This is a genomic window from Bifidobacterium stellenboschense, from assembly GCF_000741785.1.
Classification (GTDB): domain Bacteria; phylum Actinomycetota; class Actinomycetes; order Actinomycetales; family Bifidobacteriaceae; genus Bifidobacterium; species Bifidobacterium stellenboschense.
In genome coordinates, this window is the sequence record NZ_JGZP01000012.1 from 81955 (window position 1) to 95570 (window position 13616).

General features: G+C 66.4%; 13 protein-coding genes and 1 pseudogene. 9 read left to right on the plus strand and 5 right to left on the minus strand.

Annotated features, from left to right (window positions below; translation table 11 throughout):
- Nucleotides 1-78: 78 nt before the first annotated feature.
- The gene (locus BSTEL_RS05145; RefSeq protein WP_051922864.1) at nt 79-1191 is read right to left on the minus strand and encodes a hypothetical protein; all 1113 of its coding nucleotides are present in this window, start codon (nt 1189-1191) and stop codon (nt 79-81) included.
- 183 nt (nt 1192-1374) lie between these two features.
- Nucleotides 1375-2310, minus strand: a complete 936-nt coding sequence (locus tag BSTEL_RS05150; RefSeq protein WP_034527987.1) for a DMT family transporter — start codon at nt 2308-2310, stop codon at nt 1375-1377.
- A gap of 192 nt (nt 2311-2502) precedes the next feature.
- On the opposite strand from BSTEL_RS05150, the gene BSTEL_RS05155 reads away from it, so the two are divergent.
- Nucleotides 2503-2907, plus strand: a complete 405-nt coding sequence (locus BSTEL_RS05155; RefSeq protein ID WP_034527991.1) for a pyridoxamine 5'-phosphate oxidase family protein — start codon at nt 2503-2505, stop codon at nt 2905-2907.
- 99 nt (nt 2908-3006) lie between these two features.
- On the opposite strand, the pseudogene BSTEL_RS12995 reads toward BSTEL_RS05155, so the two are convergent.
- Nucleotides 3007-3093, minus strand: a pseudogene (locus BSTEL_RS12995) (addiction module antidote protein); the annotation flags it as partial.
- Nucleotides 3094-3118: 25 nt separating this feature from the next.
- Here BSTEL_RS12995 and BSTEL_RS05160 point away from each other — a divergent pair.
- Nucleotides 3119-3370 carry a DUF2442 domain-containing protein gene (locus BSTEL_RS05160; protein WP_034527994.1) on the plus strand — a complete coding sequence of 84 codons (252 nt, stop codon included), beginning with the start codon at nt 3119-3121 and terminating at the stop codon, nt 3368-3370.
- Between the two features lie 40 nt (nt 3371-3410).
- On the opposite strand, the gene BSTEL_RS05165 is transcribed toward BSTEL_RS05160, so the two are convergent.
- On the minus strand, nt 3411-4727 hold the full coding sequence (locus BSTEL_RS05165) for a THUMP-like domain-containing protein (protein ID WP_034527996.1): 1317 nt from the start codon (nt 4725-4727) through the stop codon (nt 3411-3413).
- 109 nt (nt 4728-4836) lie between these two features.
- Here BSTEL_RS05165 and BSTEL_RS05170 point away from each other — a divergent pair, with 109 nt between their 5' ends.
- From BSTEL_RS05170 to metF, 7 genes are all read left to right on the plus strand, one after another.
- Nucleotides 4837-5682, plus strand: a complete 846-nt coding sequence (locus tag BSTEL_RS05170) for a histidine phosphatase family protein (RefSeq protein ID WP_034527999.1) — start codon at nt 4837-4839, stop codon at nt 5680-5682.
- Between the two features lie 153 nt (nt 5683-5835).
- Nucleotides 5836-6786: a magnesium transporter CorA family protein gene (locus BSTEL_RS05175; protein ID WP_034528002.1), complete on the plus strand. Its 951-nt coding sequence runs from the start codon at nt 5836-5838 to the stop codon at nt 6784-6786.
- Between the two features lie 8 nt (nt 6787-6794).
- Complete coding sequence (locus BSTEL_RS05180; protein ID WP_051922865.1) at nt 6795-7739, plus strand: transporter substrate-binding domain-containing protein; 945 nt, start codon at nt 6795-6797, stop codon at nt 7737-7739.
- A 111-nt stretch (nt 7740-7850) separates the two neighbouring features.
- A complete protein-coding gene (locus BSTEL_RS05185; RefSeq protein ID WP_034528004.1) occupies nt 7851-8906 on the plus strand; it encodes a tRNA (adenine-N1)-methyltransferase in 1056 nt (351 codons plus the stop codon).
- Nucleotides 8907-9059: 153 nt separating this feature from the next.
- Nucleotides 9060-9617, plus strand: coding sequence for a SixA phosphatase family protein (locus tag BSTEL_RS05190; RefSeq protein WP_034528007.1), 558 nt, complete (start codon nt 9060-9062; stop codon nt 9615-9617).
- Between the two features lie 283 nt (nt 9618-9900).
- Nucleotides 9901-12207: a 5-methyltetrahydropteroyltriglutamate--homocysteine S-methyltransferase gene (gene metE, locus BSTEL_RS05195; protein WP_034528010.1), complete on the plus strand. Its 2307-nt coding sequence runs from the start codon at nt 9901-9903 to the stop codon at nt 12205-12207.
- A gap of 79 nt (nt 12208-12286) precedes the next feature.
- Entirely contained in the window at nt 12287-13141 is an 855-nt protein-coding gene (metF, locus tag BSTEL_RS05200) for a methylenetetrahydrofolate reductase [NAD(P)H] (RefSeq protein ID WP_034528012.1), read from the plus strand.
- Between the two features lie 124 nt (nt 13142-13265).
- Here the strand turns inward: metF and BSTEL_RS05205 are convergent, their stop codons facing one another.
- Nucleotides 13266-13607 carry a hypothetical protein gene (locus BSTEL_RS05205; protein ID WP_034528015.1) on the minus strand — a complete coding sequence of 114 codons (342 nt, stop codon included), beginning with the start codon at nt 13605-13607 and terminating at the stop codon, nt 13266-13268.
- Nucleotides 13608-13616: the final 9 nt, after the last annotated feature.

Here is a 13616-nt window from a genome sequence, read left to right on the forward strand (position 1 = left end):
GGGGCTGTCGGCGAAGCCGACTGGGGGTGGTCATCGCCAATCAATCATCGGCCCAGATCACCCCAGTCGGCTCTGCCATCAGTTCGTCGTTCCGGAGGATTCGCCGCTCGTCGAACCCGACGACGTGGATCCGGAACCGGTCGACCCGGACGAGCTGGAACCGCTGGATTCGCCGCTGGTCGACCCGGACGAGCTGGAACCGGAACCAGTGGAACCGGATTCGGATCCGGTCGTGCCGTTGCCGGTCGACCCGGACGAGCTGGAACCGGAACCGGTCGACCCGGATGAGGAGCCGGTGGAACCGCTCGTGCCCGAACCGGACGTGCCGGTCGAGGAATCCGTGCCGGTCGAACCACTCGTCGTGCCCGTGTCGGTGCCGTCGGTCGTACCGTCCGTGGTGCCGTCGGTCGTGCCGTAACCGTTCTGGTCGGTCGGCTTGTCCGGCTTCGTCGGCGTCTCCTGCGTGGTCGTGCCGGTGTCCGTCGTCGTCTTGGACGTGGAGGACGGGCTCACGATGTCACGCACCACGGTGTCGGTGCCGTTGCCGTTGGTGATGAGCATGACCACGCCGGCCGTAATCGCCACGCCCAACAGGCCGCTCACCACGGAGACGATGATCGCCATGCGCTTCGGATCGATCCTGCGCTTGCCGCGCAGTTCGGCCACGTTGTAGGTGCTCGTGTTCGGCGACGGTGCTCCGAGCCCGTTCGAACCGGCGACACGTCCGATCCGCCCCTTGGGTGCGGACGAGGCGGCCGGAGGCAGCGGCACGTCGCCGATGCCGAGTCTGCGGGTCTTCGCACCCGCGGCGCCCGCCGCGAGCACGTCAGCGCCGTTGAACCGACCGATGACGGTCTCCTCGCCGTCGTCGGTCTCATCCGTCACGGCCGCACGGTCGTCCGTCTTGCCGTCGTCAGCGCTTGCCGCATCATCCGCCTTCTCGGATTCGGATTCGCCGGATTCCTCGGAATCCTCGCCCTTCGCGTCATCATCCGAGCCGGTGTTGCTCAGCGGGTTGACCTCCTGGAGCTTCTGTCCGGAGGCCTTGAGAATCGTGCCGTAGATGTTCGCCGCCAGCGTGGAGATCACGTAACTGGCCGCCGCGCCGATCACCGAACCCGCGATGCCGATTTTCGCCGACAACAGGAACGAGGTGACTGCGGCAAGCGATCCCGCGATGATCTGCGACATCGATATGCCTTGGAAAAACTTCTTCACGAAGATAGAACGTACCCAAACCTGCTTGGAATCGCCTGAAGCACACGCGAAAGATTCAGAATGCTTACATGTCGGCACGAATCTCCACAGGAGCGACATATCGGCGTTACATGCGTGGTCTGTCTACTGTCGTGGCGTGCTGCCGCCTGCCACCATTCAATTGCGGTGCAGCGAGTGGCGCGTCGGCCTGAAGACGGACAGCAATACGGCCGTGAAGATCAGCGCGAACCCGACCAGCGAGCTCCACGTGATCCGCTCGCCCCAGAACAGGGCGGAGAACGAGACAGCGAACAGGCTTTCCGTGCACATGATGATCGATGCCTGCGAGGCGGGTACGTGCGCGAGGCCGATGTTCTGCATGATCTGCGCGCTCATCGTCGCCCCGAGGAACAGGTAGAGGACGCTCGCCACCACCGGCGGTGCCAGCCACGCGGTGGTCGGCGCGGGCTCGGTGAACGCTGCGCCCGCGACGAACAGCACGCCGGCCACCGCGAACTGCACGAAGGTGACGGCGATCGGGTCGAAGCGTTTCGCATATACGCCGAGGCAGGTGAGGTTGAACGAGAAGACGACGGCCGTGCCGATCGTCAGCCAGTCGCCGGCGGACAGGGACAACGTCATGCCGTTTTTGAGCGAGACGAATCCCACGCCGACGAGGCAGATCACGCCGGCCACCAGGTTGATGGCCCTCGGCCGGACGCGGGAGACGATCCACGTGGCGAACGGCGTGAGCACGCAGTAGGCGGCGGTCAGGAACGCGCTGCGCCCCGGGTCGATCGTCTGCAGCCCCGTCATCTGCGTGACCATCGTGCCCCAATAGGTGACGCCCACCACGAGCGCCGGTATGATGATCGACCGGTTGAGCGCCGGAAGGATATGCCGGTGGAACAGGGCGAGCATGCACGCGCTGGCGCCCGCCATACGCAACGCCATCAGCCATTGCGGCGTGATCGCGGTCATCGCCACCTTGGCGAGCAGATAGCTGCCGCCCCACAGCGCCGCGCATGCGAGCAGCATGATGCGCGCCAGATTCGGCGGGAACGAGCGCGACCAGCGACTGCGCAGCGCATTGAACCGTTCGACCATCCGCATACCCGTCTCGCCGCCTTTCCCTCGATTCGCGCCGACCGTTCGCACCGGCGTCGTCCGCTCATACGATACGGCCCGCGCGGCCGTGACATGCCCATGTGTGCATGCTCACAGCGGACGTCGGCCGGGCGCGGCGGGGGAGTGGGTAAGGTGGGGTGCGGATACAACCGTCCGTTGCAACGAAAGGACACTGCCATGGCAACGATCACCGCCGAAATGAAGACCTTCATCGAGAACAATCTGGGCTGGATCTCCACCGTCTCCAAGGACGGCCAGCTCGACCTCGGCCCGAAGATGAGCCTGTTCGTGCTCGACGACAACCACATCGCCTACCACGAGCGCACCGCCGGCCAGGCCTACGAGAACCTCAAGAACGGCTCCCCGCTGGTCATCGCGTTCGCGAACCTCGCCGAGAAGAAGGGCTACCGCTTCCGCGGCACCGTGACCCTGCACTCCGACGACGCCATCTACGAGGAGCAGGTCAAGGTCGCCGAGGAGAAGGGCACCAAGAAGCCGGCCGTCATCCCGGTGCTCGAAGTCACCGAGATCCAGAACCTCGCCTCCGGCCCCACCGCCGGCAAGACCATCGAGAAGGACTGAGCCTTCTGGCCCACGTTCCGTTTCCCGTTTTCGCAGGGCCCTGGTCCGATTGATCGCTTCCGCGCATCGGACCGGGGCCCTGTCTCGTATTACGGCCGATCAGGCGGGTTGGATGCTGATCCGGCCTCCGAGCGCGCGAACCACCTTGACGATGGTCTGGAAGCTTGGATTGTCGATGCGTATCGAGCCGCTGCGATAGGAGAGGACGGATATGTCGTTTCTGGATTATCTGTGTGATGTGACCGAAGTGGTTCCGCTGGACGGATACAAATTGAGGGTCGTCTGCTCCGACGGGGCGCGGGGCGTGTTCGACATGTCGAAATACCTCGATGAAGGCGACTTCCGTGCATTGCGGAACCAGTCGGTTTTCCGGGGTGTCCGATTGGTGGCCGGAGCCCCCACGTGGCCGAACGGCATGGACATCGCCCCCGAGCGTGTCCGCTCCGACATGATCGTCGACTGACGCGGCGAAACGGAACCGCTCGGACGCGAAACTCAGCGGGTCATCGTTTCCGCGAACGGATGACGATGTGGCGGCCGGCGGCGTCGGTGGTGGCGAACAGATAGGCGTCGCCGCCGTCCTTGAGCTTGAGCTTCTTCCTCAGCACGGCGACCGGGAGCGGGAAGTTGCGCGTCGCGATGTTCGCGTGCGTGAGCCCGTCCGTGAGTTTCCTCAGCTCCTTCTTGTTCATCGTGGCGACCGCGTCGATTTCGAACGCGCGGCCGGGGAAATCCTCGATAGGATTCCCGGAAACGAACAGGTGGCTGTCGCGTGCGACCGGAGCCACGGCGAAGCGGCGTGCGAGCAGGGCGAAGCAGCCAGCCTTCATGATCGACGCGTTCGGCTCGTACAGGTACCGCCACGAATCGGGCTCGGCGGGGTCGGCGGTGCGGCCGCCTTGTCCGGGTGCGTCACCGGCCGTCGTTTCACCGCCCGTCCTCTCAACGGTAGCGCCGGTATCGGCTGCGGTGTCGCGGCCGTCGTCGTCCGCGTCGAACTCCAACGCCCGCCCGTCGTTCACGCAGAGGACCCGCGGCGCGGCGCACGCGTCGCGGCCGATGACGAGCAGCAGCTCCTTGCATTCGTTGGCGACGGACACGATATGCACCTCATGCACGAGACCCGCGAAATCGGCGACCGTCTTATGCCAGTCGAGCATCGGGGAGAGCTTCACCATCACGTGCGGCGCGACGGCGAGCAGCCGATTGATGAGCCCCAGCACGTCCGGCGTGCAGTCGGCAATCGCGTACGTGCGTGCGCCGTGCGCGTCGCGTCGCGCCGGATCGAGGAACGCCATCGTCGCCGCATCGTCCGGCAGCGTCGCGAGATAGACGGCCGCGTCGTCGTTCACGACGCGCGCGTGCGCGAGCCCCAGCGCGGGCAGGTTGTGCGCGGCCAGTTCGCACAGATGCTCCTGCCGCTCCACGTAGACCGCGCGGTCGAACGCGCGCGCCATGTACGAGAGATCAACGCCGAAACCGCCGGTGAAATCGATCAGCGTCGTCGGCTCGCCCGCCGCGGCGTTCCCGGCGGCCGCATCGCCGTCACCGCCCGCGATGATCCGCCGCGCGACGTCCGCCTTGTAGCGCGCCGTCGCCTCCGACGAGCACTGCTCCATCGCCAGGTGCGGCGGGTAGACGACGTCCTCGCACGCCGCCCAACCGGGCAGCTTCACGCGCGCCGTCCGGAATCCGGCGATCTGCTCCAGCGCGGCCGTGAGATCCACGTCCGGCCCCGGCTTCGCGTGCAGCGCGAGGTCGCGCACGTCCTCATCCCTATGCGCGCGGGCGAAGGCGCGCGTGGCATCCGAAATCAACACCGCTCCATTGTACCGGCGGTCCGGCGCGTCGCAGCGGCGGCAGCGGCGTGCATGTGGGAAGCTGGGACGTGGATGGCGGCACGGCCGCAGGCGACGGAAAGGACCGACGATGATCGACGAGATCGTGATGCTCAGGCACGGACGCACGAACTACAACCTCCAACGCCGATTGCAGGGGCAGATCGACATCCCGCTCGACATCGTCGGCCAATGGCAGGCCGACCAGTCCGGCCTCGCGCTCGCCGCCCGCTACTACTGGGCGAAGGTGAGCCGCCTCGCCGACGACCCCGCGTCGATCCCGCAGCCGGGGCCCGAGGCGAGGGAACGGACCCGCACGTTCGAATACGAGGAGGCCCCCGCCGCACGCCGCCGCATGGCCGTCATCAGCTCCGACCTGTTCCGCGCCATGCAGACCGCGCACGCCTTCGCCGACATCCTCGGCCTTCCCGTCACGCCCGACCCGCGTCTGCGCGAACGCTCCTTCGGCCAGTGGGAGGGCCTGACCCGCGACGAGGTGCGCGCGGTGGACGCCGAAGCCTACGCCTCATGGAAGCGGCATGAGGGCGGCGAGACCGCCTACGGGGTGGAAAGCCGCCGTGCCGTGGGGGAGCGCGGCGCGAAGGCCGTGCGCGACATCATCGCCGACCCCGCCTATGCGGGCGAGCGGCCAGTCACGCTGATGCTCGTCGGCCACGGCTCGTGGATCGTCGCGACGATCAGCGAACTGCTCGGACTCGACCCGGACGGCATGAACGCGGTCGGCTCGATGCGCAACGCCTGCTGGAGCCGTCTCGCCGTACGTCACACGGTCAACGGGAGGCCCGCGGCCGAGCCGATGTTCGACCTCGTCGAGCACAACCAGGGTCCCGCCGTCGCGAACCTCGGCGACTGGGAGAACGGCCCCGCCGAATTGAGGGGCCCGCACATGCCCGACTGGCAGCCGATTAACTGGTGACGGCGCCGGCCGTGACGTCTCGCGAATTCACCGTGAATTCAACCGCAATGGCGATATCCGTTGGCGCACGTCCCGCACATGGGACTAGACTTGTCGAGGTTTTCGGGGCGGGCCCCGATCGGACGGACATGGCGAAAGGCGGGTGAAGAGACGATGTTGAGGATGTTCAGCACCATTAACGGCCAAGTGGAGCGGGTCGACAAACCGGAGAACGGCTCATGGCTGTGCCTGAGCGAACCCACCGACGTGGAGCTCGCCACCGTCGCCTCCGAGACCGGCGTCGACCTCGCCGACCTGCGCGCGCCGCTCGATGACGAGGAGAGGTCCCGCGTCGACGTCGAGGACGACTACACGATGGTCATCGTCGACATCCCGACCGTCGAGGAGCGCGGCGGGCGCGACTGGTACGAGACCATCCCGTTGTCGATCATCGTCACCGAGCATCTCATCATCACCGTGTGCATGCAGGACACGCCCGTGCTCCACCCGTTCATGGAGGGCACGATCCGCGGGTTCAACACGTACATGCACTCGCGGTTCATCCTGCAGATCCTCTACCGCAACGCCACCATGTACCTGCGCTACCTGCGCATCATCGACCGCGAGAGCGACAAGCTCGAACTGAAGCTGCGCCACTCCATGCAGAACCGCGAGATCGTGATGCTCATGGAGCTCTCCAAGACGTTGGTCTACTTCACAACCTCCCTCAAATCGAACGAGATCGTGATGGAGAAGCTCACCACCCTGCAGCGCATCAAGCAGTACCCGGACGACGAGGACCTGCTCGACGACGTCATCACCGAGAACAAGCAGGCCATCGAGATGGCCAACATCTACAGCGGCGTTCTCGCGAACATGACCGACGCGTTCGCCTCGATTGTGTCCAACAACCTGAACAACGTGATGCGCATCTTCACGATCATCTCCATCACGCTGTCCATCCCGACGCTCATCTTCTCCATGTACGGCATGAACTTCCAGGACGGCATGCTCGGCATGCCATTGACCGACAAATCATGGGGCTTCGCCGTCATCATCCTCATCTCCGTGGCGCTGTCCGTCGCCGTCACCTGGTTCCTCACCCGTTCGCGCATGTTCAAGTGAGACGCCGCATGGCAGCCATCCGCAACCGAACCGATCGCCCGCGGCGTTACCATGCGAGCCGCCGGCCGGGCGCGCGCACGTGCGTCACGCGGGGCCTCGCCGCCGCGCTGACGGCGCTCGCGCTCGTCGCGACGGCGGGCTGCGGCGGCGCCCCCTCCACGGTGAGACAGCCGGACGGCCCCACCATCGCGATCGGCGTCGCCGCCGACGAGCCGGGACTGTCACGCTGGCATGACGGCGGCTACGGCGGATTCGAGGTCGAGATCGCCCGATACGTCGCCAAGAGACTCGGATACGCGAACAAGCAGATTGTCTTCAAACAGGTCGAACCCTCCAACCGCCTCGAACTGCTCGCCGACGGTACCGTCGACATGGTCGTCGCCGGCATGCCGATGCCCGCCGGCGACGGGAACGACGACGGCGACGGCCGGGACAGTGGCGGCAAGGACGGCGGTACGGGCGAGAACGGCGTCGTCTCCGACAGTCACGCCACCTACGCCGGACCGTACCTGACCACGCGGCAGGGACTGCTCGCACGCCCCGACGATGCCGGAGGCATCGGCGACGTCGCCGCGCTCGCCGGCAAGTCCGTTTGCACGGTCGCCGGCAGCGGCGCGAAGGACGCGTTGCTCGCCGTCGCGCCGCGGGCGAAGACGCGCGAACGCGACACCTATCCGCAATGCGTCACCGATCTCATGGTCGGCACCGCCGACGCGATCGCCGGCGACGCGGTCACGCTCGCCGGACTCGCGCGCGACGAAGGCGGCACGCTCACGGAGCGCGTGACGGGCGTGCGCTACGGGAGCGTGCGCTACGGCATCGCCGTGCAGGCCGGGGCCGTCACGCTCGCCGCCGACATCGCCGAGGCGCTCGGCGACATGCGCGCCGACGGCTCGTACCGCGCCGCGCTGGACGCGCTCGCCGACGCGACCGGTTGGCGGCCGGCGCGGTAGGCGGTAGTCCGTGAGGTAGGTAGTCCGTGCGATAGGGCACGATGACCGTATTCCGTCGACGATCCGTCGACGTTTCCCGAGAACGACAGCAGACAGCTAAGGAGACCGTTCATGCGACGTGGACCGCTTCAGGCGGGCGAGAAGGTGCAGTTCACCGACCGCAAGGGCAAGAAGATCACCGACCAGATCGTCGCCGGAGGCAGCACACAGACCGAGCACGGTCTGATCCTGCACGACGACGTGATCGGCCGCACCGAAGGCGTGGTCGTCACCACCGTCACCGCGAAACGCGAGGCGCAGGTCAACGCCCTCCACCCGGAACGTGACGCCGGCAAGCCGTGGAAGGCGGCGCGCGCGATCGGCGGCTGGCAGTACGCGGTGATGCGCCCGCGTCTCGCCGACTACGTGCTGTCCATGCCGCGCGGCGCGCAGATCATGTACCCGAAGGACATCGCGCAGGTCATCCAGCTCGGCGACATCCGCTCCGGGCACCGCGTGCTCGAATCCGGCGCCGGATCGGGCGCGATGAGCGTCAACCTGCTCGACGCGGTGGGGGAGACCGGCGGGCTCACCACCATCGAGCTGCGACCCGACTTCGCGCGCGTCGCCGAGGCGAACGCCACGCTCTACTACGGCGGAAAGCCCGCGTGGTGGGACCTGAGGACCGGCGACTTCGACACGGTGGCGGCCGGGCTGCCCGAACACCACTATGACCGGATCATGCTCGACATGCTCGACCCGTGGAACCGTCTCGAACAGGCGTGGCGGGTGATCGCGCCCGGCGGCGTGCTCGTCGCCTACATCACCACGACCACGCAGATGAGCCGCATGGTCGAGGCGCTGCGCGAATCCGGGCGGTGGACGGAGCCGGCCGTGCAGGAGACGCTCGAACGCAGCTGGAAGGTCGCCGGCCTCGCTGTGCGCCCCGACCACCAGATGATCGGCCACACCGGCTTCCTCGTCGTCGCGCGCGCCATGGCCGACGGCTTCACCGCGCTGAAGAAACGCGACCGCCCCGCCAAGGACACCGTCACCGACGTGGACGAGATGACCGCCGAGGAGCGCGAGGCGCAGCTGGAGGACCTCGAGCTGCGCGACATCTCCGACCGCAAGCTGCGCAAGGTGCTGCGCGACCTCGACCGGCAGGTGGGCTCGCTCGACGTCTGATATGGCGTGCGGGCCGATTGTGCGGTCGAAATCGTGCGGGGTGATGATGACGCGTGGGCGTGCGCGGGGACGTATAATCGACTGATGTATTCGTGAGCGCTTACGTGTGTGTGACGCGCGAGCCGAGGGACAAACGAGGCTGGGAGGCCCAACGTGGGAGTCAATCCGAACAAGGTCGCGAAGCGGGCCAAAGGCTACGGCCACATCCTGATCGTCATGCGGCACGCGAAGGCGGAGCCGTTCGGTGCCGAGGGCGACTACGGCCGTGAGCTCACGTCCAAGGGGCTCAAGCAGGCGAAGAAGGCCGCCAAGGGGCTCGCCGAGATGAAGCTCGTGCCCGACGCCATCGCCTGCTCGGCCGCCACGCGCGCCCGCCAGACCCTGGGCAAGATGCTCAAGACCTTCGGCGACAAGCCCAAGGTCGACTACCATCAGAGCCTCTACGACGGCGGCATGCAGGCCGTGTTCGACGAGCTCACGCACGTCAAGGACAAGGCGCGCGTGCTCATGGTGCTCGGCCACGAGCCCACCGTCTCGATCGCCAGCCAGTGGCTCGCCTCCTCCGAATCCGATCCGGAACGCCTCGACCTGCTCAACCTGGGACTCCAGACCGCGGGCGTCGTGATCTTCGGCTCCGACAAGCCGTTCAAGCAGTGGCAGGTGCACTCCGGCGACCTGCTCGCCGTGATGAGCTCCTCCGACTTCGACTGAGCGCCCTCGCCGGGGCGGGCGCGGACGGACGCGGCCGGTATCGCAACCGGTATCGCAACCGGTATATGGTCATGGCGGCGCAGGAATGACGCGGGCGGCGTATACTCGCCGCTCGTGTATTCGTCCGGTTGCCAAGCGCTCGTTGAACAAGGTCGGGAAACGGCGCTATAAAGCCGATTGATAGCGACACTTAACCGTCGCTGATGACCCTGTTTGCGGATGTGTTTGATAGGCTGGGCGGGTTGAAAAGCCGTTTCGTTAACGCTAGCAGTATGGAGGATTCATGGCTGCACTCACGTCCGTGTCCGGATTCCCGCGCATCGGTCAGAACCGAGAGCTGAAGAAGATCATCGAGGCCTACTGGAAGGGCAACGCCACCCTCGACGAGGTGCACGCCACCGCCAAGGAGCTCAGGGCCAAGCACTGGAAGCTCCAGGCCGCCGCCGGCGTCGACCTCATCCCGAGCAACGACTTCAGCTACTTCGACCAGCTGCTCGACACCGCGATCCTGCTCAACGTGATCCCCGAGCGCTACCAGCGTCTCGGCTTCACCGAGCCGGAGGAGACCCTGTTCGCCATGTCCCGCGGCTACCAGGGCGACAAGGGCGACGTGACCGCCCTGCCGATGAAGAAGTGGTTCACCACCAACTACCACTACATCGTGCCGGAGATCGAGCCGTCCACCGAGATCAAGCTCAACGGCACCAAGCCGTTCGACGAGTACCTCGAAGCCAAGGATCTCGGCATCGAGACCAAGCCGGTGCTCATCGGCCCGTACACCTTCCTCAAGCTCGCCCGCGACGACGACGCCCAGGAGCTCACCTTCGACAAGGGCCTCGTGAACGCGGTCGCCGCCGTGTACGCCCAGGTGCTCGCCAAGTTCAACGAGCTCGGCGCCAAGTGGATCCAGATCGACGAGCCGTTCCTCGTGCTCGACAAGCAGCCGGGCGACGTGGAGCTGTTCAAGAGCCTCTACGCGAAGATCCTGCCCGCCCGCGACGGCAAGATCAAGGTGCTGCTCAACACGTACTTCGGCCACATCGCCGACGTGTACGAGACCGTCAACCTGCTCGGCTTCGACGGCATCGGCCTCGACCTCAACGAAGGCAAGGACGAGAACCTCGCTGCCGTCTCCAAGCACGGCGTCGCCGAGAACACCACGATCTTCGCCGGCGTCGTCAACGGCCGCAACATCTGGCGCAACGACTACGCCGTGAGCCTCGGCCTCGTCGACGCCCTCAAGCAGGTCACGCCGAACGTCGCCGTCTCCACCGCCAGCTCCCTGCTGCACGTGCCGTTCAGCACCGAAGGCGAGACCGCCCTCGACCCGGCCGTGCTCAAGCACTTCGCGTTCGCCGTCGAGAAGCTCGGCGAGCTCAAGGAGATCGCCGCCCTCGCCGACGCCGACGACGAGGCCCGCAAGGCTGACCCGGCGCTCGCCGCCAACCAGGAGCTGTTCGATGGCACCCGCGTGTCCGCCGACCCGAAGGTCGCCGAGCGCATCGCCGCCCTCACCGAAGCCGACTACACGCGCCAGCCGGCCCGCGCCGAGCGCCAGAAGCTGCAGCGCGAGGCCCTCGGCCTGCCGCTGCTGCCCACCACCACGATCGGCTCCTTCCCGCAGACGCGCGAGGTGCGCGCCGAGCGTGCGAAGTTCCGCAAGGGCGAGATCACCAAGGAAGCATACGACGAGTTCATCAAGGGCCAGATCGACGCGTGCATCAAGCACCAGGAGGAGATCGGCCTCGACGTGCTCGTCCACGGCGAGTTCGAGCGCAACGACATGGTCGAGTACTTCGGCCAGAACCTCAACGGCTTCCTGTTCACCAAGAACGCGTGGGTCCAGTCCTACGGCACCCGCTGCGTCAAGCCTCCGATCGTGTGGGGCGACGTCTCCCGCGCCAAGCCGATCACCGTCGAATGGTCCGCTTACGCGCAGAGCCGCACGAACCACGTCATGAAGGGCATGCTCACCGGCCCGGTCACCATCCTCAACTGGTCCTGGCCTCGTGAGGACATCACCCACGAGCAGCAGACCCAGCAGCTGGCCCTCGCCATCCGCGACGAGGTGCTCGACCTGGAGGCCGCCGGCATCAAGGTCATCCAGATCGACGAGGCCGCCCTGCGCGAGAAGCTGCCGCTCAGGAAGACCGACTGGCACTCCAAGTACCTCGACTGGGCCGTGCCCGCGTTCCGTCTCGTGCACTCCGGCGTCAAGCCGACCACGCAGATCCACACGCACATGTGCTACTCCGAGTTCAACGACATCATCCGCGACATCGACGCGATGGACGCCGACGTGATCTCCTTCGAGGCGTCCCGCGGCGACCTCGTCGTGCTCGACGCCATCCACGAGGCCAACTTCGAGACCGAGGCCGGCCCGGGCGTCTACGACATCCACTCCCCGCGCATCCCCTCCGAGCAGGAGATCGAGGAGCGCATCGGCGAAATCCTCAAGAAGATGAGCGTCGAGAAGGTCTGGATCAACCCGGACTGCGGTCTGAAGACCCGCGGCAACGCGGAGACCTGGCCGAGCCTCGAGCACCTCGTCGCCGCCGCCAAGGCCGTGCGCGCCCAGCTCGCCAAGTGACCGCGTCCCGCGAAACGCAATGAATGAGTGAGGCTCCCTCGTCCGAGGGAGCCTCCTTTATCGAGGAAGGTTTGCAATCATGCATCAGCCGATGTTCTCGCTGGAAGTGTTCCCGCCCAAGCGGGACGCGCCCGTCGGCACCATCTACGACACGCTCGACGGCCTGCAGGGCATGCACCCGGACTTCATCTCGGTGACCTACGGCCACGGCACGCACGCCGACCGCACCGCCACCGCGCGCATCGCCAACACGATCCGCAAGGAATACCGCATCCCCACGGTCGCCCACCTGACCGCCCTCTACTCCGACGAGGCGAAGGTCGACGAAGCGTTGGAGATGTTCGAGCACGCCGGCGTCGACGCCGTGCTTGCCCTGCGCGGCGACTACATCGAAGGGGAGACCCCGGTCGGCGTCTTCGAGCACGCCATCGACCTGGTACGCTACATCCGCGCGCGCAAGCCGGAGCTCAAGGTGTTCGGCGCCTGCTATCCGGAAGGACACTACCAGGCCGCCTCGCTCGACCAGGACATCGACTATCTCAAGGCCAAGGTCGACGCCGGCGCCACGCATCTCATCTCCCAGCTGTTCTACGACAACGAGGACTTCTACCGCTTCCTCGACAAGGCGCGCGCCGCCGGCATCGACGTGCCGATCGAGGCGGGCATCATGCCGATCAACGGCGCGAAGTCGCTGCGCTCCATGGCGGCGAAGAACAACACGGTCGTGCCGCCCGCCGTCGAGGCGTTGCTCGAGAAGTGGGGGAGCGACGTGCCCACGCTGCGCGAGGCGGGCATCAACTACGCGTCCACGCAGATCACCGACCTCGTCGCGCACGGCGTCGACGGCGTTCACCTGTACACGATGAACCGTCCCGCCACCACGCGTCGCATCTGGCGCAACGTGCGTCCCCTGTTCACCAAGACCGAGGAGTGACGGTAGACCGGCGGTTCCGGACCGACGGCGCATCGATTCCGGGCCGGCCATGAACCGACGAAGGCGGTGGAATCCCATGTCGGGAACCCACCGCCTTCGTCATCATCAAAACCGGAACAGGACATTACTTTCTCTTCTTCGGTGTTTTCCCGGCACGTTTCGAGGGAGTCTGCTTCTTCGGCTGCAGCCACGGGAAACGACGAATCGTCCACGCGTGCAACGGCGGGATCTTCGCGATGGCGACGCCCCCCAGCATCGCGAACGTCGCCGCCCAGGACGCGGCGTCCTGCTTCATGAGGATCAGCACGACGATCAGACCCACGCCGACCACGCCGAGCGTCTGGGACATCTTGTTCTGCTCCTCGGTGAGCTCGTCCTTCCTGAACGGAATGAATCCGAAGAACATGCCGATCGGCACGCCGACCACGCACGAGGCGACGATGCCCGCGATATCAACAGCGTTCATGACCATACC

What these genes read in the sequence shown, in the direction of transcription:
- metE (WP_034528010.1), top strand. Translation starts at nt 9,901, where the DNA reads ATGGCTGCACTCACGTCCGTGTCCGGATTCCCGCGCATCGGTCAGAAC.
- BSTEL_RS05205 (WP_034528015.1), bottom strand. Translation starts at nt 13,607, where the DNA reads ATGAACGCTGTTGATATCGCGGGCATCGTCGCCTCGTGCGTGGTCGGC.
- BSTEL_RS05175 (WP_034528002.1), top strand. Translation starts at nt 5,836, where the DNA reads ATGTTGAGGATGTTCAGCACCATTAACGGCCAAGTGGAGCGGGTCGAC.
- BSTEL_RS05170 (WP_034527999.1), top strand. Translation starts at nt 4,837, where the DNA reads ATGATCGACGAGATCGTGATGCTCAGGCACGGACGCACGAACTACAAC.
- BSTEL_RS05150 (WP_034527987.1), bottom strand. Translation starts at nt 2,310, where the DNA reads ATGCGGATGGTCGAACGGTTCAATGCGCTGCGCAGTCGCTGGTCGCGC.
- BSTEL_RS05185 (WP_034528004.1), top strand. Translation starts at nt 7,851, where the DNA reads ATGCGACGTGGACCGCTTCAGGCGGGCGAGAAGGTGCAGTTCACCGAC.
- metF (WP_034528012.1), top strand. Translation starts at nt 12,287, where the DNA reads ATGCATCAGCCGATGTTCTCGCTGGAAGTGTTCCCGCCCAAGCGGGAC.
- BSTEL_RS05155 (WP_034527991.1), top strand. Translation starts at nt 2,503, where the DNA reads ATGGCAACGATCACCGCCGAAATGAAGACCTTCATCGAGAACAATCTG.
- BSTEL_RS05160 (WP_034527994.1), top strand. Translation starts at nt 3,119, where the DNA reads ATGTCGTTTCTGGATTATCTGTGTGATGTGACCGAAGTGGTTCCGCTG.
- BSTEL_RS05180 (WP_051922865.1), top strand. Translation starts at nt 6,795, where the DNA reads ATGGCAGCCATCCGCAACCGAACCGATCGCCCGCGGCGTTACCATGCG.
- BSTEL_RS05145 (WP_051922864.1), bottom strand. Translation starts at nt 1,191, where the DNA reads ATGTCGCAGATCATCGCGGGATCGCTTGCCGCAGTCACCTCGTTCCTG.